The following is a 15,778-nucleotide window of genomic DNA, read 5'->3' as shown; positions in this document are numbered from 1 at the left end:
GGTCAGACGGGCCTCTACCGCCCGGCAACGAGCTCGCCGGTGCCCACACGCGGAGCCGGGCGAACCTTTATGCTCGATGATTATGTGCTCTCCCAGTGCCACGCTGACGGTATGGGCCGGCTCCTGGCTGGCCGGTACCAGCGCGCCCGACGACGTACTGGAGGCGCTGCACGCCTGGGCGCCGAGCCACACCATCGCCGCCGGTGACCCGGTCACCGGGGGACGCACCGATCTGCCGTGGACCGCACGCGGTGACGCGGGCTCGGGCGTCATGCCGCTGCTCAAGGTGATCCGCGAGGCCATGGCCGCCCCCGGCGCCCAGCTGCGGCTGGTGCTGCCCGCGCCCGGCGACGTGCGCGGGCTGCCGGTGGGCACCGCGTTCGCCGCCGAAGCGATCGACGCCGAGGAAGGCATCCTGCTCGGCTCACCCGGTGCGGCGGGCACGGGCCTGATCCCGCAGTGGGAAGACGAGCACACCCTGCAGTGGACCGTGTACAGCGTCGACATTCCGGACGTCGCCGGGCCGGACCTGTCGCTGGGCGCGGCCGAGTACACCATGCGTGAAGCGGTCCGCGACGCCGCCGACGCCCTCATGCAGCTGCACACCACCTCGATCGGCGCCACCGAAGCCGACCCACGCGAACAGATCGAAGACCAACTGGCGGCGTACTCCCGTCACGCCTATCCCGATTCGATCCCGTTGCGCGCCAAGCGCATTCTCGACACCGCCGACCATGTGGCGGCGATTCTCACCGTCGCCGAGCACGAGCCCGCGTCCGCGCCCACCTCCGCGACGGCCACCGGCGCGCACGAGTCGCTGCTGCGGCCGCTGTGGAACACGATTCGCCAGGCCCGGCTGGTCGCGGTGCACGCGGCCGCCCGTCCGTCCCGCTGAGGACAGGCGCGAAAAGGCAAGGCCGGGTTCAGAATCCGATCAGCGCGGTCTCGAGGTCCACGACGTCGAGGACCGCGAGGGTGTCGGAGCGGACCTCGGGGCAGCTGCGGCCGGTGACGGTGTCGACGATCCGGCTGTCGTGGGCGATGGCGGCGTTGGCGGCGGTGTCACGGACCGTCCACAACCGGACGGCGCCGAGGAAGGCCACGTTGGCGACTTCCGGACCCAGCGCGCGCCAGGTGCCCTTCTGGGAGTCGAGCATGCCGCACAGTTCGCGCACAGTCGGCTGGGAGACGGTGGTGACGGTCGCCGGTGGATCCTCGGTCTCGTAACCGGAATTCCCGCAACCGGCGAGAGCGAGCACAGCCGGCACGAGCAGGAGCACGGCCGCCTGGCGGCGTCTTGTCGAACGCATCGGATGTCCTCCGATCTGTCGATCACACAACACCGCAGAGCCTACCCCCGCGCGCCGGGGTGGCAGCGAATGGTTATCCGGTTGTGTTCGGCGGCCGCGACGGACGCGGCGGCAGCGCGCAGCAGCCGGGCGCGCACAGCGCGCCGTTCACGGTGCACCCGTAGCCGGGGACTTCGCCCAGCTCACGCACCGCGCCGGCCCGGACCCGTTCCTCGACCAACTCGACGATCATCCGGGAGAACCGCACGTCCGTACCGGGGGTGGCGGCCCGGGCGAAGGCCATGCCCAATTCGGCCGCGCGCTCGGCGGCCTCGGTGTCGAGGTCCCAGATCACCTCGAGATGATCGGAGACGAAACCGACCGGGCACACCACCACGGCGTCGATTCCCCTGCCGTGCAACGCATCCAGGTGGTCGACGATGTCGGGTTCGAGCCACGGCACCTGCGGCGGTCCCGAACGCGACTGCCAGACCACGTCGTAGTCGGCGAAACCGGCTGCGGCGGCGCACAACCGGGCGGCTTCGGCGACCTGCCTGCTGTACAGGCGACCGCCGTCGGCGGGCGGTCCGGCCGCATCGTCGGCGGCCGCCGGGATGGAATGGGCGGTGAACACCAGTCGCGCACCGGCGCGACGCCCGGCGGGCAACTGCCCCACCGCGGCGGAGACGGCGTGGGCGAACGACTCGATCAACAGGGGGTGGTCGAAGTACTGGCGCAGCTTCACCAGCTCGGGCGCACCGGCGCCGACGGCGGCGCGAGCGCGGATGATGTCCTCGTCGTACTGGCGGCACCCGGAGTACCCACCCCAGGCCGAGGTCGGGAAGACCAGCGCCGAGCGCACGCCGTCGGCGGTCATCCGGGCGAGCGTGTCCTCGACCATCGGGTGCCAGTTGCGATTGCCGAAGTAGACCGGCAGGTCGAGTCCGGCGTCGGCGAGATCGGCCGCGAGTGCGGTGATGATCTGCCGATTCAGCGCGTTGATCGGCGAGACACCACCGAAGTGCAGGTAGTGCTGCGCCACCTCGGCGAGCCGTTCCGGGGGCACCCCGCGGCCCCGAGTGACGTTCTCCAGGAACGGGATCACGTCATCGGGGCCTTCGGGGCCGCCGAAGGACAGCAGCAGCAGGGCGTCGGGCATCAGCTCAGCGACATGTTCTCCGGGAACCACATGTTGTGGCTGGCGCCGCCGTCGACGTAGATGATCGAGCCGGTGGTGGCGGGCAGCCAATCCGAGAGCAGCGCCACGATCGACTTGCCGACCGCGCGTGGGTCGTTGCCGTCCCAGCCGATCGGCGACGCGCCGTCCCAGTACTGGTCGAGCTGGACGAGCTGCTTGGCATCGTCGGTCGCGGTGCCCGCGATGGCCTTGGCCGCGAGGGTCTTGATCGGGCCGGCGGCGATCAGGTTGGAGCGCACCTTCTTGGCGGCACCGACCTCACGCGCCACGTAGCGGTTCACCGATTCCAGCGCGGCCTTGGACACGCCCATCCAGTTGTAGTACGGCATGGCCACGCGCGGATCGAAGTCCATGCCGACCAGCGAGCCGCCCTCGTTCATCACCGGCAGCACCGCGCGGGCCAGCGAGGCGTAGCTCCACGCCGAGATCTCGAAGGACTTGGCCACATCCGGGCCGGGTCCCTCGAGGAACGGCAGCGAACCGGGGCCCATGATCGAGCGCGGCGCGAACGCGATGGAGTGCAGCGCGCCGTCGATGCCCTCGGGGGCGAGCTCACGCAGCTTGTCGGTGAGCGCGGCCAGATCGTCCTCGTTGGTCACGTCGAGACCGATCGCCGGGGGCACCTCCTGCGGCAGGCGCTTGGCGATGCGGTCGATGAGCCGCAGCCGCTCCGGAATACCGGTGATGATCACCCGGGCGCCCTGCTCCTGGGCGATGGCCGCCGCGTGGAACGCGATCGACGAGTCGGTGATGATGCCGGTGACCAAGATGGTCTTGCCTTCGAGCAGTCCGCCCATGAGTTTTCGGTTCTCCTGAAAATGAGTGTGGTTGCGGCCACCGTGTGGGTGGCGCGAGGCGATCGGGTCAGCGGGTCAGTGGCCCATGCCCATGCCGCCGTCGACCGGGAGGATCGCGCCGGAGATGTAGGAGGCGTCCTCGGAGGCGAGGAAGCTGATCGCGGCGGCGACATCGTCGGGCTGGCCGATCCGGCCGGCGGGGATGAACTCGAGCGCGGCCTTGCGCATCTCCGGGGTCATGTCCTCGCGGGTCATGTCGGTGTCGATCAGACCCGGCGCCACCACATTGGCGGTGATGTTGCGCTTGCCGACCTCACGGGTGATCGCGCGCGCCATACCGACGAGGCCCGCCTTGGCCGCCGCGTAGTTCACCTGGCCGGGCGCGCCGATCTGACCGACGACCGAGCCCAGGAAGATGACCCGGCCCCAACGACCCTTGAGCATGTTGCGGTTCGCGCGCTGGGCCACGCGCCACGCCCCGGTCAGGTTCGCGTCGATGACCTTGGTGAAGGACTCCTCGTTCATCCGCATGAACAGCGTGTTGTCCACGATGCCCGCGTTGGCCACGATGACCTCGACCGGCCCCTGGTGCTCCTCGACCTCGCTGAACGCCCGATCCACCGACTCGCTGTCGGTGACATCGCACTTCACGCCGAACAGGCCCTCGGGCACCCCCGATCCGCGATGGGTGACAGCGACCTTGTGGCCGTCGGCTTGCAGGCGCTGGGCGACCGCGAGACCGATACCGCGGTTACCGCCGGTGACCAGGACCGACCGGGATGTGACGTTCGACATAGGGACCAACCTATCTGTTCGGGTTCGTGGGCCCCGCGTCAGGGTCGCACCGTTGCGAGAGCTCACAACGCGGGGCGGCGGGGCTAGGGCAGGCGTTGACGATAGACCAAACTGACCACGACACCGGCGGTGACGAACAGCATGCCGAACAGCAGCCAGGGCCGGCTCGCGTCGCCACGGGTGGTCTCGTAGCCGATCTGTTCCTCGAGGGTGTCGTAGACGGCGGTGAGCTCTTCCAGCGAGGACGCGGTGTAGAAGTCACCACCGGACAGCTCGGCGATCTCGCGCAGCGAGTCGTTGTCGACGGGCACCTTCACCCGCTGCGCGCCCCGGCCGTCGGAGTCGGGGATCTCGACGGTGCCCCATTCGGTGCCGAAGGAGATCGTCGAGACCGGGATGCCCTTGTTCTTGGCCAGGCGCGCGGCGGTGAAACCGTGCCGTGGGTTGTCGATGTCCTTGTCGTCGGGCACGGTCTGCTTGCCGTCCGACATCAGCACCACGCGCGCGGGCGGCGGCGTCTCGGCGCCACCGAGGACCGCGCCCAGGGTCTCGATCGACTGCAGGGCGGTGAGAATGCCCTCACCGGTGGCCGTGCGCTCGGCCAGCTTGATGTTGTCGATCGAGTGCTTGACGGCCTCGCGATTGGTGGTCGGCGAGACCATCACCGACGCGGTGCCGGCGAAGGTGACGAAACCGAGATTGATGCCCGGGGTCAGCCCCGCGACGAAATCCTTGCCCGCTTCCTGAGCGACCTGGAGCCGATTCGGCGGCACGTCGGTGGCTTCCATCGACAGCGACACGTCCATCACCAGCACCACGGTGGCGCGGTTGCGCGGGACCTTCTGCACGGCGGTCGGGCCGGCGGCGGCGATGGTGAGCAGGATCAGGCCCACCAGGATCAGCGCGATCGGCGCGTGCCGGACCGGGCTGGGACGCGACGGGGCGATCCGCTCGAGCACCGACATGTTGCCGAACTGCAGCATGCGGCGGTGCTTGGCGCGCTGCACCAGCACATAGCCCAGCACCAGCAGCGCGACGACCGCGAGGAACCCGAGCCACACAGCAGCCGTGAAATGCGAAATACTCACTGACGAGGCACCCGCCCGCTCGGGGCGCCGAGGGTGTGGCGCCGGGTGGACACGAACCGGACCACATCGGCGATCCAGTCCCGGTCGGTCTGCAGGGTCATCACCGGCGCGCCGCAACTGCGCAGCGCCTGCTGCACCTGCGCGCGCTGGGCCTGGGCCGCGGCCGCGAAATCGGCGCGCAGCGTGGGGGTGACGCTGAACTCGCGGGTGCGACCGGATTCGGGGTCGTGCAGCACCACGTCGCCGCCGTCGGGCAGGGCGACGTCGAGCGGGTCGAGCACCTCCACCGCGAGCAGATCGTGGCGCGCCGAGAGGGCGCGCAGCGAACGCTGCCAGTCCACGTCGCCGAGGAAGTCGCTGATCACCACCGCCAGTCCCCGCTTGCGCTGGGGACGGCGCAACGATTCGATGCCGGCCCTCAGGTCACCGCGTACGCCGTCGCGGGCGTGCGGGGTGGTGGCGATGCCGCGCAACATCGTCTGCGCGTGCATCCGCCCGCTGCGCGCGGGGATGCGCACCAGGTCCTGACCGGTGGCGACGACGGCGCCGATGCGGTTGCCGCCACCGGAGGTGAGATGAGTGATCGCGGCGGCCGCCGCGATCGCCAGGTCGCGCTTCTGCACGCGACCGGTCCCGAAGTCCAGGCTCGACGACAGGTCGACCACCAGCCAGGTCTCGAGCTCCCGGTCGGCGATCATCTGCCGCACGTGCGGCTGGGTGGTGCGAGCGGTGACCGACCAGTCCATCTGCCGCACGTCGTCACCCGGCTGGTACAGCCGCGCCTCCCCCGGTTCCGAACCGGGCCCCGGGATGAGTCCCTGGTGGTCACCGTGCAGCACGCCGTCGAGGCGGCGCCGCACCGTGAGCTCGAGGGTCTTCAGCGCGGCGGCCAGCTTCGGGCCGGTGAGTTCCCCGGCCCGGAACGACGGTGGCGTCTGGGGTGACATGGACACGCGGACAACAGGTTCGGGGGCACTCACTGGGGCGCGGCGTGGCCGGCGGGCTGAGACTGCTGCCCGTTCACCGGCTGTGGCGCGGGGGCGGGTTGAGCGGGCGGCTGGGGCATCGGCTGCTGCGCGGACTGCTGACCGCCGACGGCCTGCGGAGCGACCTGGGGCAGACCCACGGTCTGCAGCACCCGCTTGATGACCTCCTCGGGCGACACCTCGTCGGCGAGCGCGTCGTAGGACAGCACCAGCCGGTGGCGCAGCACGTCCGGGATCACCTCGACGACGTCCTGGGGCACCACGTAGTCACGCCCGCGGATCAGCGCCACCGAGCGAGCGGCGGCGATGATGCCCAGGCTCGCGCGCGGCGAGGCGCCGTAGGAGATCCAGCTGGCCACATCGTTCATGCCGAACTCGGCGGGCGTGCGGGTCGCGGCGATCACCCGGACCACGTAGTCGACGAGCGCGTGGTGCACGAAGACGTTGGCGGCCACCTTCTGCAGGCGGATGATGTCTTCGGGGTCGAGGATCTGGTTCGGCTCGGGCGCGCTCACACCCATCCGGTAGATGATCTCGCGCTCCTCCTCGACCGAGGGGTAGTCGACGACGACCTTGAACAGGAAGCGGTCACGCTGAGCCTCCGGCAGCGGGTACACGCCCTCGCTCTCGATCGGGTTCTGGGTCGCCATGACCAGGAACGGATCGGGCATCGGGTAGGTCTTGCCGCCGATCGACAGCTTGCGCTCGGCCATCACCTCGAGCAGCGCCGACTGCACCTTGGCCGGTGCGCGGTTGATCTCGTCGGCGAGCACGAAGTTCGCGACGACCGGGCCGAGCTCGGTGTCGAATTCTTCGCGGCCCTGCCGGTAGATGCGGGTACCGATGAGGTCGGTGGGCACGAGGTCCGGGGTGAACTGCACCCGGGAGAACGAGCCGCCGACGACCTTGGCGAAGGTTTCCACCGCAAGAGTCTTCGCGACGCCCGGCACACCCTCGAGCAGCACGTGTCCGCGAGCCAGAACGCCGACGAGCAAACGCTCGACGAGCCGATCCTGACCGACGATGACCCGCTTGACCTCGTAGATCGCCTTCTCGAGAGTCTGGACGTCACGCTCCAGGGTGCTCGGCGTGGCCGTACCGGCGTTTTTCGCCAGCTTCGGCCCGCTCACACCTTCTGTCGAAGTCACCAACATCCCCGCTTTCGCTCTGGTCCTGTGCGTGCCGCCCCAACTATTCCAGGTAAACCCCGAACGTGCCGCAACAGGCTGGGAGTAGACCGGAATTCGTCGCTTCGCCGATGGTGGCCCGGCCCCGGATCCGCGGTTGCCACGACCCCACCGAACCGCGCTGTACCAGCGCCGATACCGCTGGATGCGGCGTGCGGCGGGTACCGTGGGGACACCGCACGCGAGCGGCCCAGCGCGCCCGCGTCTTTCGGCGGTCTCGGTTGGTGCGCTCGATCTCCTCGGCGAAAGCGATGGCTCGATGTCGGATTCCGGTAATACTGCCCGCCCTGTGGTGACGGTGCGTGACGGTGCGGTGCGCGGCATCGGCCGTGGCGACACCGCGGCGTTCTTCGGCATCCCGTTCGCCGCGCCGCCGATCGGGCGGCTGCGCTATCTGGCACCGGCGGCGCCCGCCTCGTGGGAGGGGGTGCGCGACGCGTCGGCTCCCGGCCCGACCCCGCTGCGGTTCTCCCAGGAACAACAGCCGATGGTGCCCGAGACCCCGGTCCCCGGCGACTCGATCCTCAATGTCAACGTCTTCGCCCCGGCACCGATCGACCCGGCGGCGGGACTACCGGTGCTGGTGTGGATCCACGGCGGCGGCTACACCGCCGGATCGCCGACGAGCCCCTGGTACGACGGGCGCCGTTTCGCCGGTGACGGCGTGGTCACCGTGACGATGTCGTATCGGCTGGGCTTCGACGGGTTCGGTTTCGTCGACGGTGCGCCGCTCAACCGTGGCCTGCTCGATCAGATCGCCGCGCTGGCCTGGGTGCGCGACAACATCGCCGCTTTCGGCGGCGACCCGGACCGGGTGACACTGGCCGGGCAATCCGCGGGCGGCGGCAGTGTGCTTGCGCTGCTGTCGGCGCCCGCGGCGCGCGGGCTGTTCCACCAGGCCGTTGTCCAGTCGGGTGTGCTGAGCCGGATGACCCCGGAGCGAGCCCGTGAACACACCCGCGCCCTCGGTGCTCTCCTCGGCGTGGAAGGCACCGACCTGCCCGCCTGGCGCGCGGTGGACGAAACCACCGTGCTCGAGCAGCTTCCGGCGCTCACCGAGCAGGTCGCCGCGGCCGCGGTGCCGACCTCCATCGAGGAGTTCGTCGACCGGATCGTCGATCCGTACGCCGATCTGCTCGGCATGGCACTGACCCCGGTGGTCGACGGCGAGACGCTGCTCGGTTTCGAGGACGCGGTCGCGGCGGGCTTCCATCGCGGCATCGCACTGCTCATCGGCACCACCGCGCACGAGTTCGTCACCACCGCCGACAACGACGCCGCACCGCGGACCGCCGCGCGGGCGCTGCGCGGGCACGGCGTGTATCCCGAAACGGCGCAACGCTTCCTCGACGATGCGGCCGCACTGGGACCCAACCGGGTCACCGGTCAGCTCGTCGCCGAAGCGCGCTTCCGGCGCCCCGCGGTGCAGGTGGTGGCCGCGCGTGGCGCGGCGGGCGAGGGCGAACGCACCTGGATGTACGACTTCCGGCACCGCTCACCGGTGGTCGGCGCCGCCGCGCACTGCCACGAGATCCCCTATGTGTGGGACCTGCTCGGCGCGCCGGGCGTCTCCGCCCGGCTGGGCGAGCATCCACCGCAGTCGCTGGCCGACACCATGCACTACGACTGGGTCGCCTTCGTCACCGACGGCCGCTGTGCCTGGCCCGCCACCACCACGCTGGGCCGCGGCGCGATGATCTACGACGCCACACCGTCTTTCACGCCCGACGGTTACCAACTCGACTGGGAGCTGGCCGCCCACGGCGCCCAGCACGGCCACGACTAGCTCATTCGGTGACGATGCGCACCGCGTACGGCATGATGCCGCCGTGGCGGACCGGCGAAATCTTCACCACGTCACCGGATTCGGGGGCTTCGATCATCATGCCGTCGCCGAGGTAGAGCGCCACGTGCGCGCTGCCGCCGGGCCCCCAGAACAGCATGTCGCCGCGTTCGCGGTCCGCGACGTCGACGCGGGTGCCCGCGTTGTACTGGTAGCCGCTGTAGTGCGGTAGCGAGACTCCGATACCGGCGAAGGCGTAGACCATCAGGCCCGAGCAGTCGAAGCCGACCTTGTTGTAGTCGCCGTGCGCGTCGCCGGTGCCGCCGTCGCGGATGCCGAGGGTGGGGCCCTGTTCGTCGCCGCCGCCCCAGGCGTAGGTGACCCCGAGTTGCGACATCGCCCGGTCGATCACCGTCTCGATCGCGGCCGAGCCGGTGACCTGCGGTGTCGTGGACTTCGGTTGGGTGCGGCGCGGCGAGGCCGGTGACGATTCGAGCTGGGTGTGCGGGCGTTTGCCCTCCCCGAGCTGGGCGGCACGGTCGCGAGCGGCCTGGTCGGCGGCGGCACGGGCAGCGGCGGCATTGGCGGCGGCGAGCAGGGCGGTCACCTCCGCCTTGCGCTGGTCGTCCCAGTTCAGGAAGATCTCGCGCTGACTCTGTAGACCCGCGACCGTCGAGCGCGCCACGTCGAGCGCGCTCTGGGCGGCGGCTCGATCGCGTTGCAGGGTGGCGCGGGCCGCGGCCTGGGTGTCGAATTCGGTCTCGGCCACCTGTACCGCCGTCTCGGCGGCGTTCTTCTGCTCTCGGGCGATGTCGGCGGCCGCGTCGGCGTCGGTCTTGGCCCGGCGGGCGGCCGAGTGCTGGTTGGCCTGGGTGATCTGGGCGCGGCGCAGGTCGTCGAGTACCCGGCGCTGGTTCTTCGACACCAGGCTCAGCACCTGGGCGCGGTCCATCGCCGCATCGGGAGTGCCCGAGGCGAAGTAGGTGACGACCGAGCTGGACACCGGGCGCACGTAGGCCTGGGTGGCCACCTGATCGAAGTCGGTGCGCGCCGCGTCCACCTCGACGCCCGCCTCGGCGAGCCTGGCCTGGCTGTCGGCGACCGCGGCGGCGGCCGCGTCGGCGGCGGAGCGGGCGGTCTGCAGGTCGACCAGGGCCCGGTTGACCGCCTCGCGTTTGCGGGCGAGCGCGTCGTCGAGGGTGCGCAACTGCTGATCGGCGGCGGCGACGCGGTTGATGAGCACCCCGATCTCGCCGACCTGCGCCTCGACGTGCGCGCCCGCGTCGGCGATCTCACCGTCGGAGGGATTGGGTGGTGGCGGTGGCACGGCCGCGACGGGACTCGCGCTCGCGACGATCGCCAGCACTGCCAGCAATCCCATCGTTAACCGTAACCGGCCTGCTCTGCCCTGCTTGCTCGCACCGCGCACGGCACCTCCGAGTGACTCGACTCGACATAGGCCACTGGCACATCAGCCGAGCCAGCGACCACAAGAGTCGACCGATGCCCCCTGTACCACTGCTTTCCCGATCGCGATCACCGCAACCGTACGACACATGAATCACAAAGGAAACATCTGCCACAGCGGTTCACGGAGGCATTTCGACGATTGCCTGGAATTAGCCTGTGGGGCGATAGTTTTTCGGTGCGGAAAACAGACCGATGGTTCGGATTGAACGGTTCGGTAGAAACCGGCTACTGGGCCGAGCCCGCATCGCCGCGCACCGAAGCCGGGGCGGCGGACTCTTCGGAATCGCGGCGGGACTTGACGAAGTAGAGCCCGGCCACCGCCAGGGCCGTCAGCGCCAACAGCACTCCGGTGACCACACCCCAGGACGTCCCCTCGGGCTGTTCGAGCCGGTCGACGAAAGCCGTCACGGCCTCCTCGGGATGATTGCCGCGATACTTGGCCACATCCTCGGCCCATTCGAGCCGCACCCGGCTGATGCTGTCGCTGTAGGTACCGATCCAGTCGTCGCTGAACACCGCGACCGTGCCCTCGGTGCTCTGCCCGAGTTCGGTGGCCAGGTCCCGCAGGCTCGAATCGTGACCGGGATTGCCCGGAACCACGACGACACTGAGCGGGATGCCCTCGGCGCGCGCCTGCGCGACGATCGTGGCCAGTTCCTGCTGATCCTTGTCCGTAGGGGCGGCGACATGATTGTCGGCCAGATCGGCGCGCACACTGCTCAGCTCGGTGTTCGGCGGCAGTTCGGCGGCCATCGGCGCAAAAGTGTGCAAGACGGTCATCTTCCATCCGGTCTGTCGAGCCACGTTCGCCTGCGTTGCGACGGGCGTCCAACACTGCCAAGGTGAGCGTCACTGCGTCTGTCCCCGACTCGCTCGACAGGCACAGTACGCGACGCCGTGCGCGAACTGGTCGGCACGGCACGCGCGAATCGCGCCGAGCGGCCCCGCTTATTTCATAGGACAAGCGTACTGTTAGGGTCGTACGGCGAGGAAACCGGCATCTCACGGCGCCGGATCCCCCTCCGAAGACGCGAGTCGCCGGCACAGCCCCGCCGGCGGCACACCCTCACCAATGAGTGGAGCTGACGTGACGAAGAGTATCGATACCTTCGGCGCCAAGGGCACGCTCGAGGTCGGAAGCAACTCCTACGAGATCTTCCGTCTCTCGGCTGTGCCCGGCACCGAGAAGCTGCCCTACGCCCTGAAGGTGCTGGCGGAGAACCTGCTGCGCACCGAAGACGGCGCCAACATCACCGCCGACCACATCAACGCGCTCGCGAACTGGGATCCCTCGGCACAGCCGAGCGTCGAGATCCAGTTCACCCCGGCGCGCGTGATCATGCAGGACTTCACCGGCGTGCCCTGCATCGTCGACCTGGCCACCATGCGTGAGGCCGTCACCGCCCTCGGTGGCGACCCGAGCAAGGTCAACCCGCTCTCCCCCGCCGACATGGTCATCGACCACTCGGTGATCCTCGACGTCTTCGGTCGCGCCGACGCCCTCGAGCGCAACGTCGACCTGGAGTACGAGCGCAACAGCGAGCGTTACCAGTTCCTGCGCTGGGGCCAGGGCGCCTTCGACGACTTCAAGGTCGTCCCCCCGGGCATGGGCATCGTGCACCAGGTCAACATCGAGTACCTGGCGCCCACCGTCATGGTCCGCAACGGCCAGGCCTACCCCGACACCTGCGTCGGCACCGACTCGCACACCACCATGGTCAACGGCCTGGGTGTGCTCGGCTGGGGCGTGGGTGGCATCGAGGCCGAGGCCGCGATGCTGGGCCAGCCCGTCTCGATGCTGATCCCGCGTGTGGTCGGTTTCAAGCTCAGCGGTGAGATCAAGCCGGGCGTCACCGCCACCGACGTGGTGCTCACCGTCACCGACATGCTGCGCAAGCACGGTGTGGTCGGCAAGTTCGTCGAGTTCTACGGCAAGGGCGTCTCCGAGGTCCCGCTGGCCAACCGCGCCACCCTGGGCAACATGAGCCCCGAATTCGGTTCCACCGCGGCGATCTTCCCGATCGACGAGGAGACCATCAAGTACCTGCGCCTGACCGGCCGCACCGACGAGCAGCTCGCGCTCGTCGAGGCCTACGCCAAGGAACAGGGCATGTGGCACGACGCCGACAAGGAGCCGGCGTACTCGGAGTACCTGGAGCTGGACCTGAGCACCGTGGTGCCCTCCATCGCCGGCCCCAAGCGCCCGCAGGACCGCATCCTGCTCAGCGAGTCGAAGTCGGCGTTCCGCTCCGACATCGTCGATTACGTCGGCGACTACACCGCGCTCGACGAGGGCGTCGACGAGACCTTCCCGGCCTCGGACCCCGTCGCGGTGTCCGCCGACCACGCCGGCGACTCCTCGCCCGCGCACTCAGCCGCCAACGGCGCGACGGGGCGTCCGTCCAAGCCGGTCGCGGTGCGCTCCGCCGAGCACGGTGACTTCATCCTCGACCACGGCGCCGTCGTCGTCGCGGGCATCACCTCCTGCACCAACACCTCCAACCCGTCGGTCATGCTCGGTGCCGCGCTGCTCGCCCGCAACGCGGTCGAGAAGGGCCTGTCGACCAAGCCGTGGGTGAAGACCAACATGGCGCCGGGTTCGCAGGTCGTGTCCGACTACTACGAGAAGGCCGGTCTGTGGCCCTACCTCGAGAAGCTCGGCTTCTACGTGGGTGGCTACGGCTGCACCACCTGCATCGGCAACACCGGTCCGCTGCCCGAGGAGGTCTCGGCCGCGATCAACGACAACGACCTGTCGGTCACCGCGGTGCTCTCGGGTAACCGCAACTTCGAGGGCCGCATCTCCCCCGACGTGAAGATGAACTACCTGGCCTCCCCGCCGCTGGTCATCGCCTACGCGCTCGCGGGCACCATGGACTTCGACTTCGAGACCGATCCGCTCGGCCAGGACACCGACGGCAACGATGTCTTCCTGACCGACATCTGGCCTTCGGCGCAGGAGATCGACGACACCATCAAGTCCTCGATCAACCAGGACATGTTCCGCAACTCCTACGCCACCATCTTCGCCGGCGACGACCGCTGGCAGAACCTGTCCACCCCCGAGGGCGACACCTTCGAGTGGGACCAGAACTCGACCTACGTGCGCAAGCCTCCCTACTTCGACGGCATGTCGATGGACCCGAGCCCGGTCGCCGACATCAAGGGCGCGCGCGTGCTGGCGCTGCTGGGCGACTCGGTCACCACCGACCACATCTCCCCGGCCGGTCCGATCAAGCCGGGCACCCCGGCGGCGCAGTACCTGGATTCGCACGGTGTGGCCCGCAAGGACTACAACTCGCTGGGCTCGCGGCGCGGTAACCACGAGGTGATGATCCGTGGCACCTTCGCCAACATCCGGCTGCGCAACCAGCTGCTCGACGACGTCTCCGGTGGCTACACCCGCGACTTCACCCAGCCCGACGGCCCGCAGGCGTTCATCTACGACGCCTCGCAGAACTACCAGGCCGCCGGCATCCCGCTGGTCGTGCTCGGTGGCAAGGAATACGGTTCGGGCTCCTCGCGTGACTGGGCTGCCAAGGGCACCAGCCTGCTGGGTGTGAAGGCCGTCATCACCGAGTCGTTCGAGCGCATCCACCGCTCCAACCTCATCGGCATGGGCGTTGTGCCGCTGCAGTTCCCGGCCGGTGAGTCCGCCGAGTCGCTGGGCCTGACCGGCACCGAGACCTTCGACATCGAGGGCATCACCGCCCTCAACGAGGGTGTCACCCCCGAGACCGTCAAGGTCACCGCCACCGCCGAAGACGGCAAGAAGACCGTCTTCGACGCGGTCGTCCGCATCGACACCCCCGGTGAGGCCGACTACTACCGCAACGGCGGCATCCTGCAGTACGTGCTGCGCAACATGATCCGCGGCTGATTGCTCGACCCGGTGGCGCGACCTGGCACCAGGTCGCGCCGCACCGGCATCCGTGTCACGGGTGCCGACAGTGCGACAACCCCCGTCTCGGTCCACCGGGGCGGGGGTCCGCGTATCCGTCAGCTGGAGGAATCATGCCCAAGGTCAGCGACGACCACCTCGCCGCCCGCCGCAGCCAGATCCTCGACGGTGCACGGCGCTGCTTCGCCGAATACGGTTACGAGGGCGCCACGGTGCGCCGTCTCGAAGAGGCGATCGGCCTGTCGCGCGGTGCGATCTTCCATCATTTCCGCGACAAGGACGCGCTGTTCTTCGCCCTGGCTAAGGACGATGCCGAGCGCATGGCCGAGGTCGCGGCCAACCAGGGCATCGTGCAGGTGATGCGCGATATGCTCGCCCGCCCCGAAGAGTTCAACTGGCTGGGCACCCGCCTCGAGATCGCCCGCCGGGTGCGCACCGACCCCGACTTCCGCGCGGCCTGGACCCAGCGTTCGGCCGAACTCACCTCGGCCACCCTGGCCCGCCTGGAGCGCCGCAAAGCCGCGGGCGCCCTGCGCGACGACGTCCCCACCGATGTGCTGCTCGGTTACCTGGACCTGGTTCTCGACGGCCTGATCGCCCGCATCGCCTCGGGCCACACCGACGACAATCTCTCTGCCGTACTGGATCTGGTCGAGGCCTCTGTTCGGCGCCGAGAGGTCTGAGTTCCGCCCGGCCCGATTGCGTGTGCCGGGAATTCCGGAATCCTCAGTTCCCTGGATCGGGATCGGCCGGGTTCTCCCACTCCCACAACAACTTTCGTGAGATTCGATCCAGCGCATCCCGGTCGGCGGGGTCGAGCACCGACAGCATCGACGTCTCGTTCTCGGTGTGCGCGACCACGACCGTGTCGACCAGCTCGCGCCCGTGCTCGGTGAGTGCCACCCGCACCGCCCGCCGGTCGACGCGATCGGCGATGCGCCGCACCAGCCCAGCAGCCTCGAGCCGGTCGAGGCGGCCGGTCATCCCCGCACGCGAGAGCATCAGTGTGTCGGCCAGCACCGACGGGTTGAGTTCGAACGGCGCGCCCGAACGGCGCAGCGCCGCGAGCACATCGAACTCGCCGCGCTGCAAACCGTGTGCGGTGAACACCGATTCGATCCGGGCCGTCGCGACATTCAACAACCGGCCCAGCCTGCCGAACACGGCCATCGCCGCCAGCTCGAGATCGGGTCGTTCCCGGCGCCACTGCGCGGCGATCACATCCACCGGATCCGGTATCGGTTCATCCATGGACACCATTCTATTCGCCGCGATATAGTTTGT

At 69.4% G+C, this 15,778-nt stretch carries 14 protein-coding genes; 4 read left to right on the top strand and 10 right to left on the bottom strand.

The window, feature by feature from the left end:
• Positions 1–82: 82 nt before the first annotated feature.
• Positions 83–895: a hypothetical protein gene (locus tag ACFO5K_RS06405; RefSeq protein WP_378557205.1), complete on the top strand. Its 813-nt coding sequence runs from the start codon at positions 83–85 to the stop codon at positions 893–895.
• Between the two features lie 28 nt (positions 896–923).
• Here the strand turns inward: ACFO5K_RS06405 and ACFO5K_RS06400 are convergent, their stop codons facing one another.
• From ACFO5K_RS06400 to ACFO5K_RS06370, 7 genes are all read right to left on the bottom strand, one after another.
• Positions 924–1,310, bottom strand: a complete 387-nt coding sequence (locus ACFO5K_RS06400; protein WP_378557202.1) for a hypothetical protein — start codon at positions 1,308–1,310, stop codon at positions 924–926.
• A gap of 73 nt (positions 1,311–1,383) precedes the next feature.
• Complete coding sequence (locus tag ACFO5K_RS06395) at positions 1,384–2,448, bottom strand: ferrochelatase (protein WP_378557199.1); 1,065 nt, start codon at positions 2,446–2,448, stop codon at positions 1,384–1,386.
• Positions 2,448–3,284, bottom strand: a complete 837-nt coding sequence (gene inhA / locus ACFO5K_RS06390; RefSeq protein ID WP_378557196.1) for an NADH-dependent enoyl-ACP reductase InhA — start codon at positions 3,282–3,284, stop codon at positions 2,448–2,450. Before inhA ends, ACFO5K_RS06395 begins: the two co-directional genes overlap by 1 nt.
• Positions 3,285–3,359: 75 nt before the next feature.
• Positions 3,360–4,079 carry a 3-oxoacyl-ACP reductase FabG1 gene (gene fabG1, locus ACFO5K_RS06385; RefSeq protein ID WP_378557193.1) on the bottom strand — a complete coding sequence of 240 codons (720 nt, stop codon included), beginning with the start codon at positions 4,077–4,079 and terminating at the stop codon, positions 3,360–3,362.
• A gap of 83 nt (positions 4,080–4,162) precedes the next feature.
• Entirely contained in the window at positions 4,163–5,167 is a 1,005-nt protein-coding gene (locus ACFO5K_RS06380; protein WP_378557190.1) for a VWA domain-containing protein, read from the bottom strand.
• Complete coding sequence (locus ACFO5K_RS06375) at positions 5,164–6,114, bottom strand: DUF58 domain-containing protein (protein ID WP_378557705.1); 951 nt, start codon at positions 6,112–6,114, stop codon at positions 5,164–5,166. Before ACFO5K_RS06375 ends, ACFO5K_RS06380 begins: the two co-directional genes overlap by 4 nt.
• A gap of 29 nt (positions 6,115–6,143) precedes the next feature.
• Positions 6,144–7,307, bottom strand: a complete 1,164-nt coding sequence (locus tag ACFO5K_RS06370) for an AAA family ATPase (protein ID WP_378557187.1) — start codon at positions 7,305–7,307, stop codon at positions 6,144–6,146.
• 292 nt (positions 7,308–7,599) lie between these two features.
• Between ACFO5K_RS06370 and ACFO5K_RS06365 the strand changes: the two genes are divergently transcribed.
• Entirely contained in the window at positions 7,600–9,126 is a 1,527-nt protein-coding gene (locus ACFO5K_RS06365) for a carboxylesterase/lipase family protein (RefSeq protein WP_378557184.1), read from the top strand.
• Between the two features lies 1 nt (position 9,127).
• On the opposite strand, the gene ACFO5K_RS06360 is transcribed toward ACFO5K_RS06365, so the two are convergent.
• Both ACFO5K_RS06360 and ACFO5K_RS06355 read right to left on the bottom strand, forming a co-directional pair.
• Positions 9,128–10,504, bottom strand: coding sequence for an NlpC/P60 family protein (locus ACFO5K_RS06360; RefSeq protein WP_378557181.1), 1,377 nt, complete (start codon positions 10,502–10,504; stop codon positions 9,128–9,130).
• A 314-nt stretch (positions 10,505–10,818) separates the two neighbouring features.
• Positions 10,819–11,373, bottom strand: a complete 555-nt coding sequence (locus tag ACFO5K_RS06355; protein ID WP_378557178.1) for an Rv1476 family membrane protein — start codon at positions 11,371–11,373, stop codon at positions 10,819–10,821.
• A 307-nt stretch (positions 11,374–11,680) separates the two neighbouring features.
• Between ACFO5K_RS06355 and ACFO5K_RS06350 the strand changes: the two genes are divergently transcribed.
• Together ACFO5K_RS06350 and ACFO5K_RS06345 are read left to right on the top strand one after the other, a co-directional pair.
• A complete protein-coding gene (locus tag ACFO5K_RS06350; protein WP_378557175.1) occupies positions 11,681–14,473 on the top strand; it encodes an aconitate hydratase in 2,793 nt (930 codons plus the stop codon).
• A 134-nt stretch (positions 14,474–14,607) separates the two neighbouring features.
• Positions 14,608–15,177, top strand: coding sequence for a TetR/AcrR family transcriptional regulator (locus ACFO5K_RS06345; RefSeq protein WP_378557172.1), 570 nt, complete (start codon positions 14,608–14,610; stop codon positions 15,175–15,177).
• A gap of 43 nt (positions 15,178–15,220) precedes the next feature.
• Here the strand turns inward: ACFO5K_RS06345 and ACFO5K_RS06340 are convergent, their stop codons facing one another.
• Complete coding sequence (locus ACFO5K_RS06340; protein ID WP_378557169.1) at positions 15,221–15,745, bottom strand: MarR family winged helix-turn-helix transcriptional regulator; 525 nt, start codon at positions 15,743–15,745, stop codon at positions 15,221–15,223.
• Positions 15,746–15,778: the final 33 nt, after the last annotated feature.

The organism is Nocardia halotolerans (genome assembly GCF_042650145.1).
Classification (GTDB): Bacteria; Actinomycetota; Actinomycetes; order Mycobacteriales; family Mycobacteriaceae; genus Nocardia; species Nocardia halotolerans.
Note: the sequence above shows the minus strand (reverse complement) of the source record. Positions and strands in the feature narration are given on the sequence as shown.

Excerpts from the sequence above, each read along its gene's own strand:
- ACFO5K_RS06405 (WP_378557205.1), top strand. The coding sequence starts at position 83 with ATGTGCTCTCCCAGTGCCACGCTGACGGTATGGGCCGGCTCCTGGCTG.
- ACFO5K_RS06400 (WP_378557202.1), bottom strand. The coding sequence starts at position 1,310 with ATGCGTTCGACAAGACGCCGCCAGGCGGCCGTGCTCCTGCTCGTGCCG.
- ACFO5K_RS06395 (WP_378557199.1), bottom strand. The coding sequence starts at position 2,448 with ATGCCCGACGCCCTGCTGCTGCTGTCCTTCGGCGGCCCCGAAGGCCCC.
- inhA (WP_378557196.1), bottom strand. The coding sequence starts at position 3,284 with ATGGGCGGACTGCTCGAAGGCAAGACCATCTTGGTCACCGGCATCATC.
- fabG1 (WP_378557193.1), bottom strand. The coding sequence starts at position 4,079 with ATGTCGAACGTCACATCCCGGTCGGTCCTGGTCACCGGCGGTAACCGC.
- ACFO5K_RS06375 (WP_378557705.1), bottom strand. The coding sequence starts at position 6,114 with ATGTCACCCCAGACGCCACCGTCGTTCCGGGCCGGGGAACTCACCGGC.
- ACFO5K_RS06370 (WP_378557187.1), bottom strand. The coding sequence starts at position 7,307 with ATGTTGGTGACTTCGACAGAAGGTGTGAGCGGGCCGAAGCTGGCGAAA.
- ACFO5K_RS06365 (WP_378557184.1), top strand. The coding sequence starts at position 7,600 with ATGTCGGATTCCGGTAATACTGCCCGCCCTGTGGTGACGGTGCGTGAC.
- ACFO5K_RS06360 (WP_378557181.1), bottom strand. The coding sequence starts at position 10,504 with ATGGGATTGCTGGCAGTGCTGGCGATCGTCGCGAGCGCGAGTCCCGTC.
- ACFO5K_RS06355 (WP_378557178.1), bottom strand. The coding sequence starts at position 11,373 with ATGACCGTCTTGCACACTTTTGCGCCGATGGCCGCCGAACTGCCGCCG.
- ACFO5K_RS06345 (WP_378557172.1), top strand. The coding sequence starts at position 14,608 with ATGCCCAAGGTCAGCGACGACCACCTCGCCGCCCGCCGCAGCCAGATC.
- ACFO5K_RS06340 (WP_378557169.1), bottom strand. The coding sequence starts at position 15,745 with ATGGATGAACCGATACCGGATCCGGTGGATGTGATCGCCGCGCAGTGG.